27 protein-coding genes are annotated in these 25,917 nt (G+C 61.2%); 11 read left to right on the forward strand and 16 right to left on the reverse strand.

The window, feature by feature from the left end; genetic code table 11:
• The first annotated feature begins 144 nt into the window (after window positions 1–144).
• The 6 genes from AC30NL_RS14855 (at window position 145) to AC30NL_RS14880 (ending at window position 4,928) form a co-directional block, all read left to right on the forward strand.
• Complete coding sequence (locus tag AC30NL_RS14855; protein ID WP_489464774.1) at window positions 145–2,040, forward strand: hypothetical protein; 1,896 nt, start codon at window positions 145–147, stop codon at window positions 2,038–2,040.
• Between the two features lie 9 nt (window positions 2,041–2,049).
• Window positions 2,050–2,352 (forward strand): hypothetical protein, encoded by a 303-nt coding sequence (locus tag AC30NL_RS14860; RefSeq protein WP_489464775.1) that lies wholly within the window; start codon window positions 2,050–2,052, stop codon window positions 2,350–2,352.
• 610 nt (window positions 2,353–2,962) lie between these two features.
• On the forward strand, window positions 2,963–3,511 hold the full coding sequence (locus AC30NL_RS14865) for a hypothetical protein (protein ID WP_489464776.1): 549 nt from the start codon (window positions 2,963–2,965) through the stop codon (window positions 3,509–3,511).
• The gene (locus AC30NL_RS14870; RefSeq protein WP_489464777.1) at window positions 3,498–3,695 is read left to right on the forward strand and encodes a hypothetical protein; all 198 of its coding nucleotides are present in this window, start codon (window positions 3,498–3,500) and stop codon (window positions 3,693–3,695) included. Before AC30NL_RS14865 ends, AC30NL_RS14870 begins: the two co-directional genes overlap by 14 nt.
• On the forward strand, window positions 3,679–4,182 hold the full coding sequence (locus tag AC30NL_RS14875) for a hypothetical protein (protein ID WP_489464778.1): 504 nt from the start codon (window positions 3,679–3,681) through the stop codon (window positions 4,180–4,182). The genes AC30NL_RS14870 and AC30NL_RS14875 overlap by 17 nt, the downstream gene beginning before the upstream one ends.
• A gap of 548 nt (window positions 4,183–4,730) precedes the next feature.
• Window positions 4,731–4,928, forward strand: a complete 198-nt coding sequence (locus AC30NL_RS14880) for a hypothetical protein (protein WP_489464779.1) — start codon at window positions 4,731–4,733, stop codon at window positions 4,926–4,928.
• A 134-nt stretch (window positions 4,929–5,062) separates the two neighbouring features.
• Here the strand turns inward: AC30NL_RS14880 and AC30NL_RS14885 are convergent, their stop codons facing one another.
• The 5 genes from AC30NL_RS14885 to AC30NL_RS14905 are packed head-to-tail and all read right to left on the reverse strand — an operon-like array spanning window position 5,063 to window position 7,979.
• Complete coding sequence (locus AC30NL_RS14885) at window positions 5,063–6,064, reverse strand: S8 family peptidase (RefSeq protein WP_489464808.1); 1,002 nt, start codon at window positions 6,062–6,064, stop codon at window positions 5,063–5,065.
• A complete protein-coding gene (locus AC30NL_RS14890) occupies window positions 5,991–6,467 on the reverse strand; it encodes a hypothetical protein (RefSeq protein ID WP_489464809.1) in 477 nt (158 codons plus the stop codon). The genes AC30NL_RS14885 and AC30NL_RS14890 overlap by 74 nt, the downstream gene beginning before the upstream one ends.
• Window positions 6,353–6,724 (reverse strand): hypothetical protein, encoded by a 372-nt coding sequence (locus AC30NL_RS14895; protein ID WP_489464780.1) that lies wholly within the window; start codon window positions 6,722–6,724, stop codon window positions 6,353–6,355. The genes AC30NL_RS14890 and AC30NL_RS14895 overlap by 115 nt, the downstream gene beginning before the upstream one ends.
• Window positions 6,702–6,962, reverse strand: a complete 261-nt coding sequence (locus AC30NL_RS14900) for a hypothetical protein (protein WP_489464781.1) — start codon at window positions 6,960–6,962, stop codon at window positions 6,702–6,704. Before AC30NL_RS14900 ends, AC30NL_RS14895 begins: the two co-directional genes overlap by 23 nt.
• An 18-nt stretch (window positions 6,963–6,980) precedes the next feature.
• A complete protein-coding gene (locus AC30NL_RS14905) occupies window positions 6,981–7,979 on the reverse strand; it encodes an AAA family ATPase (protein WP_489464782.1) in 999 nt (332 codons plus the stop codon).
• 501 nt (window positions 7,980–8,480) lie between these two features.
• Here AC30NL_RS14905 and AC30NL_RS14910 point away from each other — a divergent pair.
• Window positions 8,481–8,678 carry a hypothetical protein gene (locus tag AC30NL_RS14910; RefSeq protein WP_489464783.1) on the forward strand — a complete coding sequence of 66 codons (198 nt, stop codon included), beginning with the start codon at window positions 8,481–8,483 and terminating at the stop codon, window positions 8,676–8,678.
• 938 nt (window positions 8,679–9,616) lie between these two features.
• Here the strand turns inward: AC30NL_RS14910 and AC30NL_RS14915 are convergent.
• From AC30NL_RS14915 to AC30NL_RS14945, 7 genes are all read right to left on the reverse strand, one after another.
• On the reverse strand, window positions 9,617–9,805 hold the full coding sequence (locus AC30NL_RS14915; RefSeq protein ID WP_489464784.1) for an ISAzo13-like element transposase-related protein: 189 nt from the start codon (window positions 9,803–9,805) through the stop codon (window positions 9,617–9,619).
• 165 nt (window positions 9,806–9,970) lie between these two features.
• A complete protein-coding gene (locus AC30NL_RS14920; RefSeq protein ID WP_489464785.1) occupies window positions 9,971–10,816 on the reverse strand; it encodes a glycosyltransferase family 2 protein in 846 nt (281 codons plus the stop codon).
• A complete protein-coding gene (locus AC30NL_RS14925; protein ID WP_489464786.1) occupies window positions 10,813–12,105 on the reverse strand; it encodes an oligosaccharide flippase family protein in 1,293 nt (430 codons plus the stop codon). The genes AC30NL_RS14920 and AC30NL_RS14925 overlap by 4 nt, the downstream gene beginning before the upstream one ends.
• A complete protein-coding gene (locus AC30NL_RS14930; protein WP_489464787.1) occupies window positions 12,102–13,259 on the reverse strand; it encodes a glycosyltransferase family 4 protein in 1,158 nt (385 codons plus the stop codon). The genes AC30NL_RS14925 and AC30NL_RS14930 overlap by 4 nt, the downstream gene beginning before the upstream one ends.
• A complete protein-coding gene (locus AC30NL_RS14935) occupies window positions 13,247–14,359 on the reverse strand; it encodes a glycosyltransferase family 4 protein (protein WP_489464788.1) in 1,113 nt (370 codons plus the stop codon). Before AC30NL_RS14935 ends, AC30NL_RS14930 begins: the two co-directional genes overlap by 13 nt.
• On the reverse strand, window positions 14,352–15,737 hold the full coding sequence (locus AC30NL_RS14940; protein WP_489464789.1) for a hypothetical protein: 1,386 nt from the start codon (window positions 15,735–15,737) through the stop codon (window positions 14,352–14,354). The genes AC30NL_RS14935 and AC30NL_RS14940 overlap by 8 nt, the downstream gene beginning before the upstream one ends.
• 10 nt (window positions 15,738–15,747) lie before the next feature.
• Window positions 15,748–16,668, reverse strand: coding sequence for a glycosyltransferase family A protein (locus tag AC30NL_RS14945; RefSeq protein ID WP_489464790.1), 921 nt, complete (start codon window positions 16,666–16,668; stop codon window positions 15,748–15,750).
• Between the two features lie 223 nt (window positions 16,669–16,891).
• On the opposite strand from AC30NL_RS14945, the gene AC30NL_RS14950 reads away from it, so the two are divergent.
• Window positions 16,892–17,908: a glycosyltransferase family 2 protein gene (locus tag AC30NL_RS14950; RefSeq protein ID WP_489464791.1), complete on the forward strand. Its 1,017-nt coding sequence runs from the start codon at window positions 16,892–16,894 to the stop codon at window positions 17,906–17,908.
• A 165-nt stretch (window positions 17,909–18,073) separates the two neighbouring features.
• Here the strand turns inward: AC30NL_RS14950 and AC30NL_RS14955 are convergent, their stop codons facing one another.
• From AC30NL_RS14955 to AC30NL_RS14965, 3 genes are all read right to left on the reverse strand, one after another.
• Window positions 18,074–19,090 carry an acyltransferase family protein gene (locus tag AC30NL_RS14955; protein ID WP_489464792.1) on the reverse strand — a complete coding sequence of 339 codons (1,017 nt, stop codon included), beginning with the start codon at window positions 19,088–19,090 and terminating at the stop codon, window positions 18,074–18,076.
• Entirely contained in the window at window positions 19,087–20,517 is a 1,431-nt protein-coding gene (locus AC30NL_RS14960) for a hypothetical protein (protein WP_489464793.1), read from the reverse strand. The genes AC30NL_RS14955 and AC30NL_RS14960 overlap by 4 nt, the downstream gene beginning before the upstream one ends.
• A 442-nt stretch (window positions 20,518–20,959) precedes the next feature.
• Window positions 20,960–22,120: an NAD(P)/FAD-dependent oxidoreductase gene (locus AC30NL_RS14965; RefSeq protein WP_489464794.1), complete on the reverse strand. Its 1,161-nt coding sequence runs from the start codon at window positions 22,118–22,120 to the stop codon at window positions 20,960–20,962.
• Window positions 22,121–22,373: 253 nt separating this feature from the next.
• On the opposite strand from AC30NL_RS14965, the gene AC30NL_RS14970 reads away from it, so the two are divergent.
• The 3 genes from AC30NL_RS14970 to AC30NL_RS14980 all read left to right on the forward strand — a co-directional run bounded on the left by AC30NL_RS14970 (window position 22,374) and on the right by AC30NL_RS14980 (window position 25,149).
• Window positions 22,374–23,441 (forward strand): extracellular catalytic domain type 2 short-chain-length polyhydroxyalkanoate depolymerase, encoded by a 1,068-nt coding sequence (locus tag AC30NL_RS14970; RefSeq protein ID WP_489464795.1) that lies wholly within the window; start codon window positions 22,374–22,376, stop codon window positions 23,439–23,441.
• A gap of 38 nt (window positions 23,442–23,479) precedes the next feature.
• Window positions 23,480–23,968, forward strand: a complete 489-nt coding sequence (locus AC30NL_RS14975) for a hypothetical protein (RefSeq protein WP_489464796.1) — start codon at window positions 23,480–23,482, stop codon at window positions 23,966–23,968.
• Between the two features lie 89 nt (window positions 23,969–24,057).
• Window positions 24,058–25,149 (forward strand): mechanosensitive ion channel family protein, encoded by a 1,092-nt coding sequence (locus tag AC30NL_RS14980; RefSeq protein ID WP_489464797.1) that lies wholly within the window; start codon window positions 24,058–24,060, stop codon window positions 25,147–25,149.
• A gap of 122 nt (window positions 25,150–25,271) precedes the next feature.
• On the opposite strand, the gene AC30NL_RS14985 is transcribed toward AC30NL_RS14980, so the two are convergent.
• Window positions 25,272–25,880, reverse strand: coding sequence for a GNAT family N-acetyltransferase (locus AC30NL_RS14985; protein ID WP_489464798.1), 609 nt, complete (start codon window positions 25,878–25,880; stop codon window positions 25,272–25,274).
• Window positions 25,881–25,917 lie beyond the last annotated feature (37 nt).

Raw genomic sequence — 25,917 nt, forward strand, 5'->3', positions numbered from 1 at the left:
AACAGCCTCTCTATCGTTCTCCAACCGGAGCGCCAGGACTACCGCGCCATGCAAGCGGCCCCGGCCTGGGCGGCAGGGCTACCGCCTCAGCGGTTTAGTGCGACCCGGGCTATGGCTGTGCCTTGCGCCTAGATCAGGTGCCTTTTGACGCGCTGCTCGGACACGCTCGAAAAACTCTCAGCCTCTAAGACGCCTCTAAGACAGGCCTATGCCGCCAGCACTCGCGTCGGCTACCAACTTCATCGCGTCATCTTCACGTCGATCGCCGCTGGCGAGGAGGGCCGTCGTCTAAATGAATCGTCAAAGTTCGGTCTAAACCGGCTTTCGCATCATCAAACAGCGCTTCGGCTGCTGCCGCTGCAAGGGCCGCCACCACATCAAACTAAGCAAGCCAAGGAGTCACAAGGAGTCAATATGCACAGCGGGATTGCAAAGCTGGGAGGGAACATCGCCAGGACGGGGGATCATGTGCCCATCGATTCGTCCGGGAACACCAAACTTCAGGGGGCTACGGGCCACCCGCAGACGTCAGTGAACCTGGCCCCCAGAGGTGGCCCGTCCGACGTATCGATGCGGCCGCGTGGGGCGAGCTCGATTCAGTCTCTCAAAGCGCCTCTCCCCGTGTCCGCCAAGCGGCTGCATGGCGAAATTCGCTTGCAAGCGGCCCAAGTGCAACAACTGCGTTCGTCGCTGGCACGCTTGGATCGAGCATCGGCCAATCTGCCCGCGGGAGGTGTATTTGCCTGTGGACGGAAAGAGGAGTTTTCGACCGAAAGCAAGGAAGTAGCGCAAAAGATTGCAGTTGCTGAGATGCGCTTGGCTCAGGCACGTGGGCGGCTGATGATCCTGGCCGACCCGTCGCTGGCGGAAGCACCGATCCTGCCGTCAGGTCGTAAGCAACTCGAAGTCATGCGACAGCGGGAACGACTCCTACGAGACCTCATCTCCGCCGATCAGGCCCGCATTGATGAAGGTGTCGAGGGTCATCTGGATTTGCACGAGCTGCAGGAGATCCAAACCGACCTTGCATCCACGCGCAGAGACCTGGGCTTGTTGCAGCAAGGTCTTCCGGTGGCTACCCTATGTGCGAAGGTCGATGAAAATCTTGCCGCTTCGAATTTGCTTCCGCAATCGAATCACGCCGCGTTGCTCGACGGCAGTTCGGCGATGAAACGCTTGAAGGAACGTGCAGCGAGAAAGAATCCGACGACGCATCTTCAGAAATTGAGTGCACACCTGAGCAGCCGGCCTAAGCCCATGGATGAGGACCGCCGCAGGGATGCGTTCGAAAATCTTGTGTGCGAGGATGTGCTGGCACTGGCCCAGGCCGGCAACATGGACCTCCTGCGGGCCGCCGACACGATGCGGGCGATCGTCGTAGAGGGGACCCTGGCGCAGGGCAACCTTCCGGAGGATCGGCATCTGCTGCTGGTTGTGCTGGCAGACCTGATGCATGGGTTGCGTCACACCATGGAGCCCATACCCCGGTGGTCCAAGGCGCTTCACCCTAGCACCATCCATTCCACCCCGGATGGCCGCGTCGTTTCAGCCCCCCTACCCCGCGGCGCAATCTTTCAGGACTGCGCCGCGCTGATAGCGGAGGTTGCGGGAGAGGAATTCGGAACGCAATTTGGCACGGCGGTCAGCTACCTCAACGCAGAAGAACGCAAGGCGTTCAAGCTCACCGTCGGTGCGGACGGACGGTTGTACGGCGCCGACGGCAAGCCGTTCGATACGAAAACGGGAGGCTCCGTGTTCACGGGTGGCGAGGGCAAGGCAATCTTTGTGATGGATCACGACGGCAACCTTTACGCTTCCACACGTTGGCCCGTTGGCAAGTTCCACCACTCGAGCTTCATGGCGGGCCAGCCTGTCGCTTGCGCGGGAGAAATTGAGGTACGAGATGGCACGCTTGTCGAGATAGATCGAGATAGTGGCCACTACAAGCCTTCGGAACAACAGCTGACCAATGTCACGAATCATCTGCGCCAAATTGGCGTCGCAAACGATTTCATAGTGAACTATGAAATACCAATTTAACTATCAAATATGACTGCTCCTAAATCTTCCCCTACGTTAGCGGCTTACCTCAACATTCCGCTGTACCTGCTGGCGCACGTGCGTGACATTGATGCCTTCCCGGGGCTTTCCCCGGACCAGTTGGCTCGATTGCCTCAGGAATATGAGCAGGAAGAATTGGCAAAAATCATGGAGGCTCTTCAGTTTGCCAAGAGTCATCCAGATTTCGATTTTCGCTCGCTTGTCGGCAATGTACCGTTCACCAATGAACAGATTCACCGTTTCCTCTGCCGCGTCCTTGCTTCGATGGTTGCGGGACAACCAGAAAACTGACCAAGGACATGGCCGGAATAATTTTCCGTTTTGGGGGCGCAAGGCGGGATGCGATACAAGGCGCTCCTCGCTTGTGTGGCGAGCCACACAAGCGAGGAGCAACGCCGCAGCGCGCCCGCCCTGCGCCCCCAAAACGGAAAATTGTTTTGGGCCATGCCCCAAGCAACGTGAGCAGGCCCTGGTCAGGGCTATCGCACGAAGCAAATCCGCCAGATGAGGCGGGAGGCAGGCCGAGTACGGCTTCGAGGTAGTCAGTGCTCCAACTGGCCTTCAGGCGGCGACCTCTGAAACTGGTGTTGCCGGCCTTGCGCTGCTTGATCAAGTTCAATGAAATTCGACGCAGGACGGCGAAGTTCTCGGACCCGTGACCGATGCGAATGCGGCTGTCGTCCTCGCGGTAGGTCATGCGAGCAGGGGTCTTTTGTCGTGATGAGCGGGCATGATCGAAATGCTCTCAGCCTCTCAGGGACAGCGCAATCACCTACGCAGCCTGGCAGGACAACCTGCCCAGCAGCCAGCCGGCGACGGGGCGCTCGGAAGGTTGACGGCTTGCCAGCCGCTTCTTCATCAGCGATATTCGCAATTCGCGAATAGCGAATGAACTCATACGATGGATCTGAAACCTCAAGACTTGCTGGTGCTGCTGAAGGTGGCGGCACACCCGCCGCAGCGCTGGACCTACGCCGCGCTAGGCGACGCGCTCGCCATGAGCGCATCTGAAGCGCATGCGAGCGTAAAGCGCGCCGTGGCGTCGGGCCTGGCCGTGGCGCCATCGCGCGGCGAGTGGTCGCCAGTACGGCCGAACCTGCTGGAGTTCGTGCTGCACGGTGTGCGCTACATCTGGCCGGCCACGACGGGGCCGGTCAAGCGGGGCGTGCTAACGGCTTTCGGTGCCGAGCCGCTGGCCAGTCAGCTGACGGCGGCGCCGGGCGAAGCACCGGTGTGGGCACATCCCGAAGGCAGGGCGAAGGGTCCGACGCTTTCACCGCTCTACCGCACCGCGCCGCAGGCCGCGCTGGCCGATCCGGCGCTGCATCGCCTGCTGGCCCTGCTGGATGCCTTGCGCATCGGCCGGGCGCGCGAGCGCAGCCTGGCTGCCAAGCTGATGGAGACCGAACTGATGCGGTCCGACGCGGGGGTGGCCGATGCGAGCCGATGACCCGAATCTGCCCAACCTGCGCAGCATCGCCGAGGCGCTGGGCGAGCTGCGCGAACAGGTGGTTTTCGTCGGCGGCGCCGTGGCCGGCCTTTTGGTGACGGATCCGCTGGCCGACAGCGTGCGCGCCACCCGCGATGTGGATGCGGTAGTGAACGCCAACCGGGGTCATGTTTCATCGCATTGAAGAAGCTGTGGCTAAGCGCGGGTTCGCGCGTGACATCAGTAGCGACGTGATTTGTCGCTGGGTGCACAAGGATTCGGGCGTGCTCTTCGACCTGATGCCAGTGCAGCCCGAAGTGCTGGGCTTCTCCAACCGCTGGTACCCCCATGCCGTCGAAACCGCCGAGCCGGTGGAACTGAGCCCGGGCATCACCATTCAACTGGTGAGCGCCGTGGCCTTCGTGGCGACCAAGCTGGAAGCCTTCGCCGGACGCGGCGGTGGCGACTTCCTGAGCAGCCATGACATCGAGGACGTGCTCAACATCGTCGATGGACGTGAGGATCTGGCCGGAGAGATGGCTGCGGCCCCGGTCGAACTGCAGCAGGCGGTGGCCGAATCCTTCCATCGATTGCTGACGAACGCGGACTTTGCGAACGTGCTGCCGGGCCTGATTGCCGAGCCGGAACGGGCCGGTCTGGTCATGCAACGCCTGAAGGCCATGTGCCCATGAATCAGCACCAGGAACATCGCTTCGAGCAAGACTTCGAAGCGGCAAGTTGAAAGTTTGCAAGACTGGTTGCGGCCGTTCAGCTTTGGTTGCAGAACGAGTGCCTTGTTCACGGGACAGCTGTCGGCCACCAAGTAACCGACGCAGCGCTGTTCGACCGTGCAAGCGGCCTCTTCCTGCACGACCTGCTGGCTTGGTTGGAAGCCACGCAACCCGAGAGCTGGCAGCGTCTGTCCAACTCGGCGGGCTCACCTTGCTGCTCGAACGGGTTTGAGCAGCGTGCTGACTCGTCGGCGGTTGCAGAAAGCAGCCCTTGGCAATCTTCTGGTCGAGCGGCTGGTCTACCTCGGAACTTGACGCTCGCCAAACCTTCGAATTTATGCGTCCGCCGTCGTTCGACGATGGCGGTTGGACGGCTGCATCCAGAACGTCGTGAACTGTGCCCTTGGTGCGCGCATCCTTCGCTCTATCGATATGGACGCACCCGCTCTCGTCGACGCCACGCTCGGGAACGATAATCCGCTGCCTGAACATTTGCCGAGGAGATCACGGTGCCCATCGACGACCAAGAACGCGCTCGCCGAAAACTAGAGTTCGAATTTAGCCGCGAACGTGCCAGGGGGAAGGGCATCCTCTTGACCAAAGAGACGGAGGCCCTTGCCGAGCGATACATAAGCGGCGAGTTCACAAAGGAACAGTTCGTTGAGGCCGGTCTCAAGCTGTACTTGCCGCAGATTCGTCCACATTGACGGCGCAGCTGAATCCACCACGCTGGATTCAACTAGCCGATGTCTTCACGGAGCAAATGCGAGCCACAAACCCGCGGGCGTTCGCGCTGACAACCCGGCGCCCTTGAGGCGATGGGAGTTCTTTTACCGAATTTCTAAGGCAGAAGGCCGCCGAGGCCGAGGCGTTGGGCTACAGGCCCACACAGTTCAAGCAGATGCTGTCCGCCCAGGGCGGCAACGCGACCGTGCGGCAGCTGTTGGCCAAGGGCAAGCCATCTGAGGGCTTTACGCGCCTGTGGGAACTTGGGTGCCTCAATCTGACCGTCGAGGCGCTGGTCGTCGAGACGAAGTGGCGGCCATTCATTGACTCGATCCTGGTGCAGCAGGCCGAGCGCTTGCTGACGCAGTCGCGGTATCCATTCAAGCGGTTCGTAGCTCAGACCGGGATCTCGATCGCGACCGGTGCCGCAATCCGCTGCGCGACTATCGCGTAGAGGTCCTGCTGGATCTCGGGCGCCTCGATCGACACGACGAGGCTGTACTTGGCCGCCCGCTCGAACCGCCCATGGCGTGTACGGGCTCAGCCCACCGGCTGCCGCGATCGGGGTGTACTGGTGGCCGAAGGCTTCAGAGATCGTCGTCAGCTCAGAGTACGCGCCCACCGTGAGCGCGTTCCAGGCCTGCCCAGGATCGTGCACCAGGTTCGTCGAGAGGCTGGCCGGATAGTCACCCCAGGCATTGGGATCCTGCGTGTTTCCCGCGCAGAGTACAAACAGGCGCGGCGTCTCCCCCTGGCCATCGTAGTCGCAGGCGAGCCGGTCGACCTCCGCAGACCACGACGAAGGGCGCCCTCGATCGCGACCGTCGGTGGACGACACTGCCATCGCGAACACACGGCGCCGATCCTGGGCAGTAATCTCAACGCGCGCTACGGCTTCCGCCGTTATCGCGCCGTAGGACTGGCCGTCGTTGTCGCCTGGTCCCTGCAGGATCTTCACTGACTCGAGGCGATGCGGTACGGACAGCGCGCCTTCGTCCGAAAGCGTCGGAGTCAGGTCACCGAACAATGCCAAGCCGGCCAGTTCAGTGCCATGACCATTGGCATCCTCGTGTCCCCAGCCAGGCTCCACGGTGTGGCGGTCGCCGTCGTCGACCATCAGAGCCAACAGTGGGTGCCCATGATTGACGCCGGTGTCCAGCAAAGTACGAGTTGCCTGCATGCTGCGGCATGAGGCGGTCTTGCAGGTTCTCGCCCCACTCAGCTGCTTCCTCCAACGGGAGCGCAGCGAAGAACTCGGCGGTCGTTTTCGCTCGACGCAGCTCGGCCACCATGTTCAGGACCAGCGAGGACTGCAGCAGCTGCGCCTTGCTGCCGTACATCTGCACGACCGAGCGCTCCGGAAAGTGCAGCGCTCGCTCCCGTACAAGCAGATCCGCCAGCTCACCTACCTTGCGGAAGTCCGCAGTGACCTGCGGCCGGTTGTCGCCGGCGGGAAGCCACGCTTCCCACCAGATTGCCTCGGCGTCGTTGGCCGGCAGCGCCTCGGCGCTGCCGGCCACAGTGAGTCGAACGTGGCGACCCGCACCGAGAGGATCGCATCGATCAACGACTGTTTGTCGAGCAAACGACCGCCGGCACCGGTTCGGTGTTCTGCGTAGGCCTCGATCAGCTTTTCAAAGTGCGTCAGCTTGCCCTGGGGCACGAAAACAGTGACCAGCAACTGGTTACCCTGCTCCCGCACGTTCATGAGTTCAATGCCCTGACGATCGCGGGCCAAGCTCTCGGCTGCCAACTCAACCCCCCTGCTGGCTCTCAAACTCGATCTGGATGCCGATCGCTGTCTGCACTTCCGCGGCCGTCTGCTCGGCCACCCGCTGAAGCTGAGCTGCCTCTACCTGTGCAAACTGGGTACGCAGCTCCTGCGCGTGTTGCACACGCGGCTGGGGCGGTACGGCAGCCTTGACGACGACAGCCTTCTTGGCGGTGTATCCCTCGGTGGAGCGCGTGTTATGGGGAAAGAGATGCGGGCGCCGCTGTTGGTTCTCGGTGGCCATGCAAAAAAATGAACGCGCTTACTCGTTGCTGCCGGCGGTGCGGCGGCGCACTGCGTGGCGCTGCTGCAGCAGGATGCGCAGCGCTTCGGCCGGGATGATCTCCTGATCGTGCATCACGGCCTCCTTGACCGCGTCGTCAATCGCTCGCGCTATCTCCGCATGGCTTAGGCCGGTTGCTTCTGTTGCCAGGTCTGCGAGGTCCTTCTTCGACTTGACGTAGACGGCCAGGCGCATCCGCAGCAGCACCTGCACCTCCGCCGTCGACGGCACGTGGTACTCGACCACGTCGTCGAAGCGCCTGAAAAGCGCTTCGTCCAGAATGTCCGGGTGGTTGGTCGCGGCAACGATCACGCTGTTGGAATCGTCCTGCTCGATCATGAGCAGGAAGCTGTTCAAGATCCGGCGGATTTCGCCCACGTCGTTTGCCATTCCACGCTGGCTGCCAATCGCATCGAACTCGTCGAAGAAGTAGACGCCTCGAGTGGACGCCACGGCGTCGAAGACTTGACGCAGCTTCGCCGCTGTCTCCCCCATAAACTTCGTGATGAGCGCGTCCAGACGAACCACGAACAACGGGATGCCGAGTTCGCCGGCGAGCGCCGAGGCGGTCATCGTCTTGCCGGTACCCGACGGGCCGACGAGTAGCAGCTTGCGCCGTGGGTGCAGGCCATGGCTGCGCAACTTCGACACATGCCTTTGTTCCTTGAGCACGCGTTGCAGGCTCTGCTGCAACGACTCGGACAGCACCATGTCGCTCAACCGGCGCGAAGGGTAGGAGACATTGAGCAGCCCAGCAAGCTCGCCTTTCGGCCTCGCGATCGGGATCGCGCCATCCCCACCGCCGACGTTGCGGCGAGCCTTCGCGGCATCGATCAGTTCGCGCAGCTCTTCAGCCAGCTTTCCGTGACCTTGCTTCGCCTCATGGGCGGCCATCTGCATGGCCACCGAGTAGAAATGGCGATCGTCGCCCTCCGCGTGAGAACGCAGCAGTGCTTTGAGTTGATTGCCGTTCGCCATGATCGCCCCATTGTCCTGCACTCTGGCGGGTCTGCTCAGTCGCCGTCGCGAAAGGCCGCTTTCAGGGCTTCCAGTCAATGGCGTCTTATGGCCGGTAGTGTGAATACGCGACCGCGCCAGGAAGCTGACTTTCCGATGCATGGGCCTGGCCCGCAGATTCGAGGAAAGAAATCTGCGATATCCGCAACGACCACATAGGAGGGGCGATGACGCTCGCACATTTCGTGAGATGCGAGCTGAAAGCTTCGATAACTGAAGTCAGGAGAGTACATACGCCCGTCTGGCTCAGGGGCGAAACGTATTCCTATGGCATTCCTGTTGGCTCATCCGCCTCTCGTCTGATTGCGGAACTGACGATTGCGGATATCGACCAGCTTCTATTGTCGGGAAGGCGCTCGATAGTTCGCCTGCAGCGATGACTTCAGGTTCTTCTGCGGCAGCCAAGCGGAAGCCTATCAGCGCCTGACAAAACTGGCACGAGGGCTATTCGACAACCACGGTTTGACGCTGCAGCAGAACAAGACAAAGATCCTCACCATGGAGGAATTTCGACGCGTCTGTCTTCGTGAGAATGACAAGCGTGAGGTCGATACGCTGTCTGAAAGGTTCTACGAGCTGCTGGCGCAAATCGGTATTTTCGACAATTACGGCGACATCGACTTCCCGCGCTCAACGAGGGCCATCAGCGGGAGATTCTGAACCTCAACTTGGCAGGAATTCTCTAGGAGCAGGTCAGGGAGTGGGATCCTCGCTATTCCGGTAATAGCTTCGCTTTTTCGCACATCAACAGCGCGCAGATGTTAGAAAACACCGGCTTGTCGTTCGAAGTGCTGTCCTTTTTCTACCTACTCCATTTGAGTTCCAACGAACAAAAAGGAGATTCCTCACGTGTGAATTCAATTCGCTCCAGCTTTGAAACTCACACAACATACCAATCTATAACACTTGAATCTCAATGTACAACAATCGCAGAAACATAGGCAGTAGCCAACCCGTAGAAGCCTTGAAAGCGGCAGTGGTCCGCGACCGGATGGGCGAGGCTAGTAGGCCGGCAGGATCACGTCCGTTCCCTTTTAATGCGAGTGGGCTCCCTCCACGGCCGGTCTCTTCACATCCACCTGCTTTGCATCCGTCTGCTATACGTCAAGCCACTTCACGTCTACCCGCTTCAAATCCGTTCGCTTCACGTCCGTCTGCTATACGTCCAGCCACTTCACGTCTTCCCGCTGCACATCCGTTCGCTTCACGTCATTCTTCTTCACATTTGCAAGCTTCGCGTTCGCTCCAAGCGCCACGAGATGGAGACAGCGATTCATCTGAGAGCAATGTTTCATCTAGCCATGAAAGCTCCGATGTCTTCCAATACGACCTCAAGAATGGCTTGAAATCGTACGAGTGGGGGGTAGATGAAAACAGGGATGAGGCAGTGAGAGACCACCTGGATTTGGTCCGGAGTAGCCGTCCCACGAATTGGGAAAACTGGTGAAAGACAACGCCTTGGCAGGATCGGGTCACGTGAGGAAACATGCGGCGCTCAATGTTGTGCTTGAAGCAATAGGGCGGGTAGTGCGCTTGCGGATTTCCAACCCCAACCGGTCAGCCAGGCCTTGCAAGGCTTCCTTGAAGACATAGCGGCTCTAAGCATTGCTGCCCCCGCCATCACACACGATAAGCAGTCGCTTGGCATGCGTGTATTGCTTGCAGCCGTGCTGCTGCCACCAGTGAGCTACGCTGTCACAGCAAAACTCGCTGGTGTCAGCGCTGGTGTTAAGGTGAACATATCCATCATGCGGATATGCGCATGACGCTGCATAGCCGCTACGCACGCCTGGATGTTGCCGTGGTTCAGGCTCGACTCCCGCTGAGCCTCACTTTCGGCGAATCGCTGTATGGGCGCGTCAAATCCTTGGGCAGAACCTTGATGGCATTGCGCTTGTCGGGCAGGTTCAAATCAGCTTCTCGGCTAGGGCCAGCAAGTGGTCAGCTGTGCCCTATCCCTCGCTCACCATCCCCCGAAATCGCCCCACCGCTTTGGCCCAGCGAAGCCTGCTCAAGCTGGGCTGAAGCAGTAGCGCTGCGAGCACCGAACCCAGCATCGGTCGTGCAAGCACTTTTGCCCTGTAGTGCAACGGATACCCGTGCTTGGCGATCACTCGGCCCATGCCGCAGCCGTACTTCAAGGCCTTGCCGATCATCTGCACGTCGAGGTGGGCGTCTTTGTTGGGATGAAAGACGGTGATCTCAGGGACATAACGAAGCCGCTGTCCGCCCCGGATCGCGCGAATGAGATAGTCGGTTTCCTCGCCTGATCCGAACAAAGTGTTTGCGCCAACGCCCAGGGTTTCATCGAACCCGCCCGCCACGGCGTCGCATACCGTCCGCTTCAGGAAAATCGTGTATGAGATCGCTTGTGACCACACACGGTAGATGTCGACGATGGCGCCGACCTTCGAGAACGAACCACCGCTCTCCTCGAAGTTCTGGTCGATAGAGCGGCCGGTGATGCCGTCGATGGTCGGGTCGCGCGACAACTCGTCATGCACTTGCTGCAAGAGCGTCGGCGCGTACCAGCAATCGTCGTCGGGAAATGCGACCACGTCGCCGTTCACATACTTGAGCCCCACATTGCGAGCGTGGGACAACCCCGGCGCCGAGCGGATGTGCTTCACCTCGAAGTCCTTGGCGTAGAGCGACATCAGCCGCTCCACGCGATCGTCCCGGTTCTGGTCGACGACGATCAACTGGATATGTCGGTAGGTCTGCGCATCGAGCGATCGCAAGAAGTCCTCGACTTCGGCGCTGCGGCCGATGGTGGCAAGAACGAGTGAAAATTTCATGTGTCGACTCCCACGGATCCCTGGCGGCGACCATGGTTCCCCCGCGAGAAGATGCTTCGCAATTCGCGATCCCTGAGCATGATGATGACGGTGGCGAGCGTCACGGTGAGTTCGCCCACGATCTTCGCGATGACAACCCCCATGCCACCCCAGGGCGTGACGAAGAAGCCGATGGCCACCCAGGTGATCAGCGCACCGATGATCGAAACGCGCGCGACTGCCGCGTCGTGCCGCAGTGGAATGAGCACATACATGCGCGCCGCCTGGTTGAACGCCGCAAAAGGAAAGACGACTCCCAAGACCTGCACCAGCACCACGCTAGGACCGAACTCCGCGCCCATGACCATCGGAACGGCCCACGGCGCGAACACAACCGAGACGGCCATCGCGGCGAGCCCGAAGGCGAGCATCGCGACGAGCGATTTGCGCATGAGCACGAATGCATCGTCCTGCCCCGAGCCGATCGCGAGTCGTCGTGACACCGTGCCGACCAGAACCTGGTTCGCTGGAGTCATGAGGCTGATACCCAGGTTGGCGATGCGGTCCGCAGCACCGAAGAAGCCCACGTGTTGTGCTGTGGCAAACAGGCTCAGAACGAAGATCGAGGCGTTGGTGGTGACCACGCCGATGCCGCTTGCAGCAAATACCGCAGTCGATTCGCGAATGAGCGACAGCCCGCCCTTGAGCTTGATGGCACCCCGATCCAGCGAGGGCAGCGCGATCAGGTAAGACGCGACTGTCGTCAGCGTGCCGGACACGAGCAATGCAATCAACACCAGCAAGCCATCACGGTTCGTTCGCACAAGCGACAAGATCATTGCAAGGCTGATGGCAAAGCCGGCGACTTCGAGCAAGACCGAGGTTCGGTAACGGCCCCTGCCCTGGAAGTACCAGCCAAGGTTGAAGGTCGACACGAGGCCCAGCGCCGTGGCAATGATGCCGAAGGCCGGGTCCGAGCGCAGCACCGGTGAGAGCGCGGTGCCCCCCAGGCCCACCGCGATGCCGATGGCGCACATCAGCAAGCGCGCCTTGAAGTGCCTGCCGAACTCGGCCGAGATGGACGATGTGTCCGTCGCGCTCGCGACCGCGCGGGTGCCGACCACCGCGAAGCCGTAGTTCGTCAGCAGCCACACGACGCCAAAAAGCGACATCGCCGAAAGTACCTTGCCATATTCCGTGGGACCGAGCACGCGGCCGTAGAAAGGAATGAGGATGAACAAGTAGAGGTAGCGCGCCGCATAGCTGGCATACACGAACGCGAGCGAGCTTCGCGTGGATGGCTCGTTCATGCGAGGCCGCCTTTGCTGAGCGCGGCATCCACCGCGGTGCGAAGGCCCGATGCGAAGACTTCCGGAGAAAACCGCATGGCGTTCGCGCGGCAGACCTCGGGCACGAATGCGCCGCGCCGCTCGAAATCTTCGATTGCTTCGCGCAGGGCCTTCGGTGTTTGCTCGTGAAAGAACACGCCCGTTCGCACACCGGTGTCCGTGGAGTCCACCACCGTTTCGAGCGCCCCCCCGGACCCATAGGCGATCACCGGCGTGCCGCAGGCTTGCGCCTCCACTGGCGTGATGCCGAAGTCTTCTTCCGCAGCAAAGACGAAGGCCCGCGCGCGCGACATGTGATCGACAAGGACCGCATTCGATTGAAAGCCGAGCACGCTGATGTTGGGTGCATCGCGCGCCGCCGCCTTCACGCGGTCGAACTCTGCGCCGTCGCCGATGACCACGAGCTTGCGTTCGGGCATGGCAGCAAAGGCCTCGACGATCATCGGCATGCGCTTGTACGGCACCATGCGTGACGCTGTGAGGTAGAAGTCGTCCTTTCTTTTGTGCAGGGCGAAACGTGCCACGTCCACCGGCGGGTACAGCACTGTCGAATCGCGTCGATAGGCCTTGCGGATGCGACGTCCGACATAGGCAGAGTTCGCGAGGAAGGAGTCGACGCCGTTGGCGGTGCGCGTGTCCCACTGCCGCACATAGTGCAGCGCTGCACGCGCGATCCACGACTTGAAGCCCGAACTGAGACCCGATTCGCGCAGGTATTGATGCTGCAAGTCCCACGCGTATCGAATGGGGGTGTGCACATAGCTCACATGCACTTGGTCGGGCCCGGTGATCACGCCTTTGGCAACCGCGTGGCTGGACGAGATGACGAGGTCGTAAGCCGACAGATCGAACTGCTCGATCGCAAGCGGCATGAGCGGCAGGTAGCTTCGAAAGGATTGGCGCGCCCGTGGCATGCGCTGAATAAAGCTCGTCTTCGCGCGGCGCCCGCCCAGGAAGCCGCGCTCGTCGTCGGCGAGAAAGTCCACGAGTGCGAACAGGTCGGCCTGCGGATACAACTGAAGGATCTGCTCGACGACCTTTTCCGAACCCGCGCAGTTCACGAGCCATTCGTGAACGACGGCGACCTTGAGCTCAGCGCCATTCATGCGTCGCATTGCGCTTCCTTCACGACAGCGAGGTTCAATCGCGCACTTTCTTTCCACGAATAGCCTTCCGCGCGCAGCAGCCCGGCTCGCGACATGCGTTGCGCAAGCGACTTGTCGGCGAAGAGTCGCCGCAGTTGTTCAGCCAACTCTTGCGGCTGATGCGGCGAGAAGTAGAGCGCCGCATCGCCGCACACTTCCTGAATGGCGGGTGCCGTCGATGCGATCACCGGACAGCCGCAAGACATTGCCTCCAGCGGCGGAATGCCGAAGCCTTCGTAGAACGACGGCATCACGAAGCAGGTGGCGTGAAGATAGAGCGCCTTCAGTTCCGCATCGCTGACGAAGCCGAGCTTCACGATCGAATCGGATTGCGCCGCGGTGCTGCGGAAGATGGACGGATCCGCGCTTCCCGCAACCGCGACGCGCGGTGCGTCGGGCCCGAGCAAGGCAAGCGCCTGCGCGATCGCAGCGAAGTTCTTGTTCGGTGTGGGGCTGCTCACCGCCAGCGCGAAGGGCTTGTCGCGCAGGCCGTGCCGATCGAGCACCGACTCGTCCGCCGTCACTCGGTCCAGGTGTTGCCATCCTTCGGTCGACACCCGCACGCGCGATGCTGGTGCGCCGAAGCACGCCGTTGCTTCGTCGGCGCTGAATTGCGAGACGGCGATGGTGCGTGGCGCGCGCGACACGATGCGACCAATGAGACTTCGATACCAAAGGCGGAAGCGCCAGTTGTAGGCGGAGGGTATACGCACGACGGCGGCATCGTGCACCGTCACGATCTGCCGCCGCAGCGACAGCGGGCCGGTAAAGGCGAAGCTGAACAGCAGGCCCCTTTTTGCGCGCCACGCGAGTTCGATCTGTTCCCACGCGTGCCCCTTCAGGCGGCCGACGGACTCGACGCGGATGCGCTTCAATGACGGCGCATCGACACCGGCCGGCGTCAGCAGCGTCCAGCGAGCGAACTCGCCTGCGCCTTCTGCCAACAGTTCGTCCAGGCACTGCAGTGTCTCGCGTGCATAACGCTGCACGCCGGTCACGCGCTGTGTGAGAAAGCGTCCGTTGATGAGGACTTCGGGCAGGGTGGTGTCGGCGATCTTCAGGTCATGCATGGGCGAACTTCGTTGTTGTTGCGGCGCGCATGGATACGGCACAGGCCGCTGCAGCGAAGGCATAGAACATCACGCCGAGATCGAACACCGTGCCCGACACCGACGCGCAGATGAGGTTGGCCAACACGGCCTGGCGCGCTGCCAAGACGACGGCAGCGTCGGTGCTCGTGGACGCATCGCTGCGACCGAACATCACGGCGCGCAGGAATGCGAGGTAGCACAAGGTTCCGACGACGCCGAGGTTCGACAGCAGTACCAGGACAAAGCTCGACGCGCGCGCACTGCCGAGTCCGACGCCGATGCCATGCGTGTCGACAAAGTTCGACCAGGCCTGCGTGTTGGACGATCCGCGATCCACGCCCGAACTGCTTTGCGATTTGCTCAGTACGGTCGCATCGAAAAAGTCCACCACCCGATCGATGAGCCCAGGCCGAAGCAAGACCACGAGGCAAGTCGCGACGATCACGATGCCCGCGATGGACAGCAATGCCCCCGGGCGCGGGATCTTCCGGTCGAAGAGAAGAAATCCAGCCGCCAGGGCGCCCGCGGTCAATAGGTACGCGGCCAGGCTCACATAGGCCGTCCCCGAAGTGGAGATCAGAAGGAAGCCGAGCAGCGCCAAGGCCATGGCGCCGGTCTTTTTCGAGTCGACGCCGTGCAACCACAGCGTCGCGCAAAACGCGAACAAAGGCAGGGTGAACGAAGAAAAGGCAGATGCTTCGGCGAAGGTGCCCGAGATACGGACCAGGCCGCCCAGGTCGCCGCCATCGAAGATGACGAAGCCGGTGCCGCGAAGGTAGGTGAGAAGCTTGGGGGCGCCGCCGTAGAGCTCTGCCGCGTTATAGGTCGCGGCAATGCAATCGAGCACGGCGAGCAGCAAGCCGGCGCTCTTGAATTTCGCCAAACGACCCGGGCTCGACAGCAGTGCGTTCGTCGCGGCAAACACCCCCACGCTGCCGAGTGCATATGCCGACTGGGTGAGGTTGGTCGACACCGGGCCCAGCGGCATGAGCTTGTAGTCGATCCCGAACAGTCCGGTCCTGTCCACGGTTCGAATGAGCACGTCACCAGCGAATAGTCTCGGAAGCAGCGCCGCGCTGGCAACGCCGAGGACGGCTGTGACGAGCAGCCAGAAACCGGCGTTCGGATAGACGAGCGGCTTCAGGCAATCTGCCATGCCGCGCTGTGCGATCGCGTGTCCGATCAGGAAGGGAAGAAACATGACCGCCGGCAAGATCATCGCGCCGCCAAGTGCCGGCAGCTCGATGGCCGCCGCCGCGCCGAAAAGACACAGCACGACGCTGGCCTGGACAACTTGGGCGCCCGAGGTCAGCAAGCCCGCGGCGAACACAATGAGCGCAAAGATCGTCGGCGTCATGGCAGGCGTGTCATTGAAGCTCGAGCACGCGCCGCGGGTCGCAGCGACCGCGCAGGCAATCGACGATTGCCATCAGGTTGCCGCGCAAGCGGCCGCGGTAGTCGACACGTGGATGGACTCGCACACCTTTCGCGCCGTTGGCAAGCAGGTGCCGCAAGACGAATCGCGCGCTCTTGCGCAAACCCATCGTGCCTTTGCGTGAAAGGTACAGCGGGTTGGCGATTTGTGAATAGCCGAAGCGCAGGCCCGACACGCGGCCGGAGCTGCTGCCCAGGTGCACCCCGCGACAGGCAGGGGTGTACAAGGTACGGCCGAAGCGGCTCGCCTGCGCCGTGTAGTCCTGATCTTCCTGCCAGCCGTAGAGCGGCAAGTTCTCGTCGAAGCGGCACTGGCGAATGGCGACGTCGCGAAAGGCCATGTTGCAGCCGTACATCGATGCCATGACGCGCTCAGTATCACCGCTTGCCCAATGCTTTTCCGGCTCGCGCTTGCCGCCGATGTAGGCAAGCGCGTCTTCATCAAACAGGCTTTGCCCATGCACGCCGTCGGCCAGCACATGGCCTGTGACGGCGACCACGTCGTCATGGGCGATGAACGTGTCGCGGCACCGCTGCAGCCAGTCAAAGGCGGGTCGATAGTCATCGTCGAAGAAGGTAACGAAAAAGCGCTGCCTGTCACCATCGATGAGGCCTGCGTCGATCAGGTGTTCGATGCCGGCATTGCGTTGCAAACACGAGCCTGCTTCATGCGTCAACAAGACCGTCACATTGCCGGCCGCATACTGCATTGTGGCTATTCCCTCGACATCGTCAGGAGTCACGCCGACGACGATCACGGAAGCGGGCTGCACAGTCTGCAGGTTCAACCAGCGAAGCAATTCGCATACTTGCGCGGCGCGTCCCTTGGTGGCGATGATCACGTGAGCTTGCACGGCACTCCCTCCTTTGATGAATCTTGTCGCGCAGCGAAGCAGATTGACTTCGTCCAGCGGAAATCAAGCAGAGCGTACGCGATCTAAATCGTTATGCGAGGAATGGGCCAGGCAGCACGCGCCAAGATAGTGACCTTTGTATAAACGCGTAACGCTTTGCCAACAATCGCAGAACGCGTCATTCTTGCGTAACCTGAGCGCAAGCTGATCAACAATGACCAACATGAGCGAGCTGCTTGTCTCCGTCGTGGTGTGCAACTACAACTACGAACGATTTCTAGAAGACGCGCTATCTTCGGTCACGGCGCAAACCCGTCGCTGCGAATTGGTCGTGGTCGACGATGGCTCTACCGATGGATCGCGGGAAATACTGTCGCACTGGGCCGATCGCGCGAAGATCGTCTTGCAGGACAACGCAGGCCAGGTGGGCGCCTATAACAGAGGCTTCCTTGAAAGCAGTGGGGATATCGTGATCTTTCTCGATTCCGACGACCTGCTTGATGCCGACACCGTCGAACGAGTCCTTGCTGCGTTCGAGGCAGGTGTCGCCAAGGTGCATTGGCCGATGCGCCTTGTCGGCGAGTCCGGCTCGGCGCTCGGCGGAGAAATCCCCTATCGACTTGGACAAGGCGAAGTTTCGCGCGCTTTCGTCAAGCACGGAATCTTGTATGCCTCGTCACCTGGCTCCGGCAACGCCTATCGCCGCGACGCCTTGCAACGATTGTTTCCCTTGCCCGAAGATTCTGTCGATCGCCATGGGGCCGACTTTTTCACCATCTATGGAGCACCTTTGTTCGGCGAGGTGCGGGCCTTGCACAGGGCTGCGGGCAGCTATCGCGTTCACGAGCGCGGCGGTGCGGCGGCCCTTAACCTTGTGTTCGGAAACGCCGCCAAGATCCACGTCGACCCGCAGCGCATGCGAAAGAGAGTGGCGCGCTTTCGTCAGTGGATTGCAATCAGGACATCGGGCGAGATACTTCCGCCCGACACATTCCTCGACTTTTCAGTCGAAAAGCTTGCTTTCGCTCGCGCCATTTTCGAAGCGCGGGGTTATTGGCCCGGCCTTCGGCGTGGCATTCCGGCCCTGGTCGCATTGATGCGTGCGCTGTGGCTCAAGAGCGAGTTTTCCATCATCAAGAAACTGATGCTGTCCGCCTGGTCTATCACCGTGCTTCTCGCGCCACGCGGCGTCGGTTTTCCAGTGGCACGCTATGTGTGCAATCCGGCAAGTCGTTCGTGAAAGTCGAGAGGTCAGAGGCTGAGAGTTTTTCGAGCGTGCCCGAGCAGCGCGTCAAAAGGCACCTGATCTAGGCGCAAAGCACAGCCATAGCACGGGCTATGGCGAGCATTTGCAACGACGAGCAGGGGTCTTTTGGCGTGATGAGCGGGCATGATCGAAATACTCTCAGCCCAGCCCGAACAGCTTCGACCACTTCATTCGCGACGCCAAGTGATGCGCGAGGAACGGGCCAACCACGCCCGCCGTGGTGGCGACGGACAGAATTGCGTTGGTGTCACCCATGCTGAGCAGCTTGTTCATGACGATTCGCGTCCCCGCGACACACAAGACGTGCAGCAGGAAGATGGCCTGCGAGGCACGCCCTAGAGCCAGCAGGATGCCGTTGGTTTGAGCGAATGGGGAGCGTGCCAGCATCACGAAAGCCACCGTACCGGCCACCGCGGCAGGCACCGCCGCAAAGGACGAATATCGTTCACCCGCATCGTGCGCCAACATTGCACACGCGATGCACAGCAGTGCAGCCACTGCACCGGTGACAGCGTCCTTGCGATCAAAGATCGCACCGCGCGAAACCTGCGAACTGCAGACGACACCGAACGCGTAGTACACCGCGTACCGGCACACCTCTTTCAACGACCCCAGCGGCACGAGTGCGGGTAAGGCCATGACGAACAAGGCCAGCACCAACAGGCCTTTGGTGCCGTACCGCGGAACCACCAGAAGACTCGCCGCGTGCATGACGAACAGGGCGTGCAAGTACCAGAATTGCGAGGCGGGCTTCCACACGAGCTCGACACAGCGCCAAAGGTCGAAGCTCGACGGAACGTTCACGAGCGTACCGAGGAGTGAGATGACCATCAGCTGGAATGTGCACCACAGGAAGTAAGGCCACGCAATTCGCGTGAACAGTGATTCGGCGAACCGCGCAGGCTGCGCACGCACCCGCTTTTCCACGAACAGCCCTGACAGGAAGAAGAACAAGGGCATGTGGAAGGTGTAGATCACATAGAACACCGTCTGCCATGCATCGTCGTCCGCCATCAGCCTCGCGTCGTGCAAGCCGCCGATGGCGTGACCCAACACCACGAGCACGATGCCCATGCCCTTGGCCGCATCGATCCAGTCCGTACGCTCGGATGCCGCCGCATCGACCGATGCCGCCATGGGTGCGATGGCGCTCATGGCCGCAAGTCCGGTTCGGTGGCTGCCAGTGCCGCGTCGAGTGCCGGGCCGGGTGCAACACCAGAGATGTAGACCGGCGCACTTGAAAAGAGCAGCGAATTCACGCCGGTCGGATTGTTGAAGATGGGCACCGGCTGGCCCACCGAGTCGATAGCTGTCGATTCGCGCATGACATCAGGAAGGATGAGAAGACGGATTGCTGGTTCGATGCTCCACAACGCCAGCCTGTACCTGTCGCCATCTCGGAACAGATAGGCCTGCACGCCGGACGTCGGATGCTTGCTGCCCGCGATCTGGCCGACCAGTTCGAAATCGCCGAGCTGTTCGGCCAAGGTCTTGAACGCGACATAGGTCTTTCGCTTGCGGCCGTCATTCGTGACGAGGCCCATCGGTCCGTCCACGCTGTCCTGTGACGAGAACCAGCACAACGCTTCGACGCCCGCTGCTTCAGCAGCGATGAAGGCTCTGGGCAGGAAACCCGCGAGCATGTCTTCGGTCACCGGACCGAACGGAGTCTTCTGTCCGATGGCCCAGCCCCATTCGGTGATCCACAAGCGCGGCGTCTTGCCGAGCTTGGCAATGCCTTGTTCGCGCAGCCGTCTCACGGCCGATCGAAAAGAGCGGTCAGCGTCGACCACGGTGAAAGGTCGCGTCCAGTCGGTGTCAGCACTGACGGCGGTCATCTCGGGACCGATGCTGGAGTCGTTCACGTAAGGATGGAACGCAAAACCATCGAGTTCCTTGGGCAGGCCGGCTTCGAGAAACCAGTAGTGCAGCACCCACATGTCATCGTCGTCGATCACCTCGATTGCGGGGTCGAAGGCCTTCACTTGCCGCACGGTTTCACCCACCATGCGCACATAGTGATCGAGCCACGGCGAAGGCGGCTTGCCGTTCCACGCACCGCCCAGGGTGGAACCGAGCACGAAGCTGTGCGGCTCGTTCCAGACCTCGAGCACGAAGCGCACGCCGGCGGCCTTGAGTTGCTTCGCCACCTCAACGGCATAGCGCGCAAACGCGGATGGAGCGATGAAGCGATTCGGCTCGTTCGGAGTGGGCGGATAGGCCCGCAGGTCTCCGAACGCGAGCAGAAACACAATGCCGATGTCGTTCGCGCGGTAGAAGTCGAGCCGCGTCTGGAATTCCGTGGGGAAGGGTTTGAATTGACCCGCCACCGGCTCCATGACGGACCACAGAACGATGTCACGCACCCAGCGCACGCGCAACTCGGCGAGGTTTTGAAGGCTCGTCAAGGGCTCGCCCTGAGCGAACTTGACACCCAGGCCCAGGCCCTCGCGAAACTTCCGCGTGCAGGCAGGACGGTCTACTTCAGCCGAAGACGCGCCCAACAGCGAAACAGGCAACACAAGCGCCGATCGCATGAGCGCGAACATGCGTTCCATCCAGGCTCGGCGCGTCAGCTTCATCTCACGGACGCTTCAGTGATCGTGACGTTTGATGATGGACTGCACCCATCGCAGCACTCCGATCTTGCCGATGTCGAGAATCGCATGCTTCTTTTCTCATCGAGATACGTCGAGTTTTCCATAAGCAAGATGAAGGCCTTCGCTTGCGCGAACGCACAGTCGCGCCACGGCACCAACTTGGTATGGTGCCGCACACGACTGGGCCGATAGGTGACAGTGAGTGTCGCATCGCTCCTTGATGGATCGGTTGGCGACAAGTGTTGCAGCCCTATTTGGGGTCGCGCATCCATTTCAAGGACTGCCTGCACAAAGAGGGGTGACTATTGAACTTTGACACCCTACTCCCGTTCGGGCTGACCCTTCGATACCTCAGGGCGAACGGAAAGTTGGTTGTCATGAAGGCGCGCGGCGACGAGGTGCAAGCAAGCGCTGCCTTGGCTGCTCAGATCACATTGAGTTCGATGAGCGGCTGTTTGTCCAGCAAACGCTGAGGAGACAAGTCATCGAGACCCGGTGCGTCGCTGCTTCCCGCGGCAATCATGGCCGCCAGCGCACTGCCCACCGCAGGCGCCTGCTGCATGCCATGCCCTGAGAATCCGCAGGCGGTGTACACGTTGCGCCAGCCCGGCAAGACACCAGCCAAGCCGTTATGGTCGAAGGTATTCATTTCATAGTAGCCGGCCCAGCATGAGCGCATGCGCAAGGCTTCGAAGGCGGGCACGCGGGCGGCCAGGGTGGGCCAGATCAACTCGTCGAACAAGCCATGGTCGATGGCGTCGAGCGGCATATCGTCTGCATCGTCATCACGCGGGGGTGCCCCGGCGATGAAGCCTCGGCCTTCGGGTCGGAACCACACGCCGCTGGGGTCGATCACCAGCGGGCATTGCGGCAGCACGGCCGGTGAATCGAACACGAAGACGTCGCGCTTCTTGGCTGTCACTGGCAGCGCCACGTCGAACTGCGCAGCCAGCGGTGCTGTCCATGCGCCTGCGGCGAGGACCACGGCATCGGCTGCAAATCGCCGGCCGTCGGCGCACAGCACGGCATTGGCTTGCTTGCCGTCAAGATCGAAGCCGCAAGCGTCTGCCTTCACGAATTGCGCGCCGCAGGCGATGGCCTTGCGGCGAAACGCCTGCATCAGCGCCGGACCATCGAACCAACCTTCGCCGGACTGTCCGAACGCTGCGAGGGCGAGGTCGTCCACTGCGATCCACGGAAAGCGCGAGTGCAGTTGCGAGGGTGACAGCAGCACCACATCGGCCCTTGCGGCGCTCTGAATGGCGTGATTCGCCTGCAGTGTTTCGACGCCGGTCGCAAGGAAGAGATAGCCCGCTTCGACGAGGCCGATTTGCGGCCGGTCGCCGTCCACCGCGAGTTCATCGCCGATGCGGCGCAGGAAGGCCATGCTCCATTGCGACAGCGCGATGTTCACGGATGTAGAGAACTGCTGTCGGATCGAACTGGCCGACAAGGCGCTCGAAGCGCGTGCATAGCTCGGGTCACGTTCAAGCACCGTGACGCAAGCGCCATGATCACGCGCAAGGAAACAGGCGGCGGCAGCGCCCATGACACCGCCACCGATGATGAGGATGGATGTTTGCATCGCGATGAGTGTCCACCCAGAGCAGAGCGCGAAAGTCATTGACCTTTCGTCACTATCTTTCCAGCGACCATCGTGGCAAGAGGCCGATGTCCCATTGCAGCGGCGTTGAAAGACTTGGCAGTTGCCGTGGTGTTGTTGTGGTTCAGGGTTTGCGCGACGAAGATCTATCCGATATAACGCGGACTCGCGACGCCGAGCATGCGCGCAACCGCTGCCCAACGAGCGCCGACTACGACAGACTGAAGGGAGTGTCATGGCGACCAATGGCGATTCCAAAGTGGTTCAACTTGGGAAGTACAAAGTCAAGCGCGGCCAGAGTTCTATTTCCGGCTTGTCATCGGGTGCGTTCATGACCGTCCAGTTGCACCTGGCGCATTCGTCCAGTTTCGCGGGCGCAGGCGTTATTGCGGGCGGGCCATTCCGCTGCGCCGAGTCTTTTCGTGGCGCCGCCATGCTTGCAGAAGATGCTTATGTGCAGAACGCGCTGTACATCTGCATGAACCCGCTCGTGCCGCAGACCAGCCCGAATGCAGAGCATCTGGCCGAGCTTGCACGAAAGACAGCCGTGGCCGGCGAGATCGACTCGATCGAACACCTCGCCGATCAACGGCTCTACATCTTCACCGGCAGCAAAGACGATGTCGTCTATTCCGACGTGGTCGAGCGCACGCGCCGCTTCTACGAGCTGTTGGGTGTGAGCCCGGATCGCATCTCCTATCACGATCATGTGCCGGCGGGGCATTCCATCATCACTGACAACCCGGAAGATTCTCCGCTCGACGCCAACGAGCCGCCTTACATCAACCATGGCGGCTTCATGCAATCGCACGACATCCTGCGCCACGTGTACGGCACTCTTGAGCCGCCATCAGATCGACTGACTGGACGCTTGCTCTGTTTCGACCAGACCGAATTTTTCGGCGACGAGCCGCGCGCGAGCATGAGCAAGTATGGATATGCCTATGTGCCTAAAGCGGTGGAAGACGGCGCGCCTGCACGCGTGCACATCGCACTGCACGGCTGCAAACAAGGCTACAACTACATCAACTATGTCAACGGTCGGCCTGACACCCGCAATGTGGCACCCTACGGCAACCGCTATGTCACGACCACCGGCTACAACAACATGGCCGACAGCAACAATATCATCGTGCTCTATCCGCAAGCCCAAGGCATAGATGACGGATCGACCCAGAATCCCGACGGATGCTGGGACTGGTGGGGCTATACCTGCCTCAATCCGAAGCAGCCCGACTATTACGCGCGCAGCGCCATCCAGATTCAGGCTATTCACGGCATGTTGAGCAGACTGGGCGGGTGACTCTCTCGCGAACTGCCCGCATCCATGGAGAACATTCGATGACCCAAGCATTAAAAGAACGTCCGAGCACCGCGGCAACCGCCGCCTTGCAGAGTGTGCAGAAGCTGCCTCCGGCCGCGGTATCTCCTGCACCGCTGCTGCGGGCACAGAAGCTGCATTTGATGCTTGCCCAGCTTGTCGCGCGCGGCACCAGCCAAGGCGCTGCCATGGCCACCGTGTTGCCGATGCTGCTCGATGCCAATGACTGGCGGGAGTTGATGGCGATGCAACAGTCCGTGCTGCAGCGCCTGAAACAGCAGCAGCAAGGCTGGCTTGACGGCCTTGCTGCGCTAGCGCAGGAGTACAGCCAATCAAGGCAGGCCAATACCTTGTCCAAGTACGTGGAGCAGGAATACGACCTGGTGGCCCAATTCGGCGCGCTGGTGGCGGATCAAACTGCACAAATGGCGGGCCTGCTGGAGAACATCCAGGTGGACTACGGCTACTGGATGGCGCAGCAGCAGGAAGCACGGAAAGCCCCCGGTTGAAACGAGGCGTGGGGGCAGACCCTATCCCGTATACCCGCGATCTCGGTTCGAGCCGCGCTTCGACATCGAGATACACGATACGCTGAGGCATGGATAGTCTGACTCTCGGGCCGTGGGGCCAGTTCGCGCTTCTGGCGGTGGCCATCGTGGCGGGGGCTCTGATCGCGCAACGTCTGCTGCGACCAGTGGTCCTGCGGCTGGCGGCTTTCTCGCCCATATTGCTCGCGATGGCGCAGCGATGCGACCGACCGACGCAACTGCTGCTGCCTGTTGTGGCGCTTCAGCTTGCGTTGCAGGGGTTGCCGGCAAACCTGCCAGGCCTCGTGGAGCTTGAGCACCTGAATGGCATCTTGACGATTGCCGCCGTCACCTGGCTCGCCACCGCCGCCATCCGCGGCGTGGCAAACGGCGTGCTTTTGCTGCACCCGTCAGAGGTGGTCGACAACCTCGCCGCGCGCCGCGTCCAGACCCAGACACGAGTGCTGTCACGCATTGCCAGCGGCACGGTTCTGATTGCCGGGCTGGCGTTCGCTCTGATGACCTTTCCGCGCGCCCGGCAAATCGGTGCGAGTCTGCTGGCATCCGCCGGCGTCGCCTGGTTGATTGCCGGTATCGCAGCGCGCTCCGTGTTCAGCAACCTGTTGGCGGGCCTGCAGATTGCGCTGGCACAGCCGATTCGAATTGACGACGTGCTGATCGTCGAAGGTGAATGGGGTCGCGTCGAGGAAATCACTGCGACCTATGTCGTGCTCAAGGTCTGGGACGAGCGCCGCCTCATTGTTCCGCTCGGCTGGTTCATCGATCATCCGTTCCAGAATTGGACGCGCCGCAGCGCAGAAATCCTTGGCACCGTGTTCCTTTGGGTGGACTACACGCTGCCCGTGGACGCCCTGCGGCACGAGGCGCAGCGGCTGTGCGAAGCGTCGCCAAACTGGGACCGCCGCGTTTGTGCAGTGCAAGTCACCGATGCAAGCGATCGGGCGATGCAGGTGCGCATCCTGGTCAGTTCGGCCGCGTCAGGACCAAACTTCGATTTGAGATGCGAACTGCGAGAGGGGTTGATCGCTTTTGTCCAGCGTGAATTCCCGCTGGCTCTTCCGCAACTGCGCGGCCGTGTGGAACAAACCGCGCACGGTACCGTGCCGAACGGCAGCCTGACCACCAGACCGCTTGATGCTTGAGGTCGCCCGCAACAGGGGCTACAGCAGAGGCTGAGAGTATTCGAGCTGGCATGATCGAAATACTCTCAGCCTCACAGGCCTCGTGCGCGAGGCTGCTGCAGCAAGAGAGCCTTCTCGCAGCACTACAGCGGCTTGCACATGCGCAGGAGAGGCACGGGAGCGCCACCTCGGTCGTTTTCGACGTGTTCAATGTCTTCAAAGCCGCAGGCACGATAGAGCGGCACACCCGCCATCGTGGCCATGAGTTCGACGGTGCTGAATCCCTCGCTCCTGGCTGCAGACTCGCACAACCCAAGGATGAGGCGACCTACGCCCTTTCGAACGTGGTCGGGATGGGTATACATCGCGCGCACTCGTGCGGCATCGGTCTTCGGGTCCAGCAGAGCAGGATCGCGTCCTGGCAACTGATCGCCTCCGTAGAGCGTGGCTCGGCGGCTCCAACCGCCACACCCCGCGAGCACGCCATTCGATTCGACGATGAAATACGTACCGTCTTCGATGAGCTGGGTGTCCAGTCCCATGATTTTCCGGCTTGAGGCGATTTGACCGTCGTCAAGGAAAGGCTTCTGTAGCTCGGAAATCGCTGCGCTCATCAGGCTGCGCAATGCGTCGAGGTCTTCCAGGCGTGCAAGTCGGTGAGTGAATGCAAGGCTCGGCATTTCGTCTCGAAGGCTTCCTGTGAGGTCGGCTTTTCCGAGCAGATTTCGCTCACGGTCATCAATCAGGTACATGCGGCAGATTCTGAAGGCTCCTGGGCTTCAACAACCG

Source organism: Rhizobacter sp. (genome assembly GCA_021153565.1).
GTDB lineage: Bacteria > Pseudomonadota > Gammaproteobacteria > Burkholderiales > Burkholderiaceae_C > Albitalea.

Bases quoted from the DNA above. Each gene is read 5' to 3' on its own strand.
- AC30NL_RS14950 (WP_489464791.1), top strand. From the start codon at position 16,892: ATGAGCGAGCTGCTTGTCTCCGTCGTGGTGTGCAACTACAACTACGAA.
- AC30NL_RS14940 (WP_489464789.1), bottom strand. From the start codon at position 15,737: ATGACGCCGACGATCTTTGCGCTCATTGTGTTCGCCGCGGGCTTGCTG.
- AC30NL_RS14860 (WP_489464775.1), top strand. From the start codon at position 2,050: ATGACTGCTCCTAAATCTTCCCCTACGTTAGCGGCTTACCTCAACATT.
- AC30NL_RS14900 (WP_489464781.1), bottom strand. From the start codon at position 6,962: ATGGCCACCGAGAACCAACAGCGGCGCCCGCATCTCTTTCCCCATAAC.
- AC30NL_RS14920 (WP_489464785.1), bottom strand. From the start codon at position 10,816: ATGAAATTTTCACTCGTTCTTGCCACCATCGGCCGCAGCGCCGAAGTC.
- AC30NL_RS14875 (WP_489464778.1), top strand. From the start codon at position 3,679: ATGTTTCATCGCATTGAAGAAGCTGTGGCTAAGCGCGGGTTCGCGCGT.
- AC30NL_RS14930 (WP_489464787.1), bottom strand. From the start codon at position 13,259: ATGCGACGCATGAATGGCGCTGAGCTCAAGGTCGCCGTCGTTCACGAA.
- AC30NL_RS14905 (WP_489464782.1), bottom strand. From the start codon at position 7,979: ATGGCGAACGGCAATCAACTCAAAGCACTGCTGCGTTCTCACGCGGAG.
- AC30NL_RS14975 (WP_489464796.1), top strand. From the start codon at position 23,480: ATGACCCAAGCATTAAAAGAACGTCCGAGCACCGCGGCAACCGCCGCC.
- AC30NL_RS14870 (WP_489464777.1), top strand. From the start codon at position 3,498: ATGCGAGCCGATGACCCGAATCTGCCCAACCTGCGCAGCATCGCCGAG.
- AC30NL_RS14960 (WP_489464793.1), bottom strand. From the start codon at position 20,517: ATGAAGCTGACGCGCCGAGCCTGGATGGAACGCATGTTCGCGCTCATG.
- AC30NL_RS14935 (WP_489464788.1), bottom strand. From the start codon at position 14,359: ATGCATGACCTGAAGATCGCCGACACCACCCTGCCCGAAGTCCTCATC.
- AC30NL_RS14965 (WP_489464794.1), bottom strand. From the start codon at position 22,120: ATGCAAACATCCATCCTCATCATCGGTGGCGGTGTCATGGGCGCTGCC.
- AC30NL_RS14925 (WP_489464786.1), bottom strand. From the start codon at position 12,105: ATGAACGAGCCATCCACGCGAAGCTCGCTCGCGTTCGTGTATGCCAGC.
- AC30NL_RS14865 (WP_489464776.1), top strand. From the start codon at position 2,963: ATGGATCTGAAACCTCAAGACTTGCTGGTGCTGCTGAAGGTGGCGGCA.
- AC30NL_RS14955 (WP_489464792.1), bottom strand. From the start codon at position 19,090: ATGAGCGCCATCGCACCCATGGCGGCATCGGTCGATGCGGCGGCATCC.
- AC30NL_RS14985 (WP_489464798.1), bottom strand. From the start codon at position 25,880: ATGTACCTGATTGATGACCGTGAGCGAAATCTGCTCGGAAAAGCCGAC.
- AC30NL_RS14980 (WP_489464797.1), top strand. From the start codon at position 24,058: ATGGATAGTCTGACTCTCGGGCCGTGGGGCCAGTTCGCGCTTCTGGCG.
- AC30NL_RS14885 (WP_489464808.1), bottom strand. From the start codon at position 6,064: ATGGTCGACGACGGCGACCGCCACACCGTGGAGCCTGGCTGGGGACAC.
- AC30NL_RS14970 (WP_489464795.1), top strand. From the start codon at position 22,374: ATGGCGACCAATGGCGATTCCAAAGTGGTTCAACTTGGGAAGTACAAA.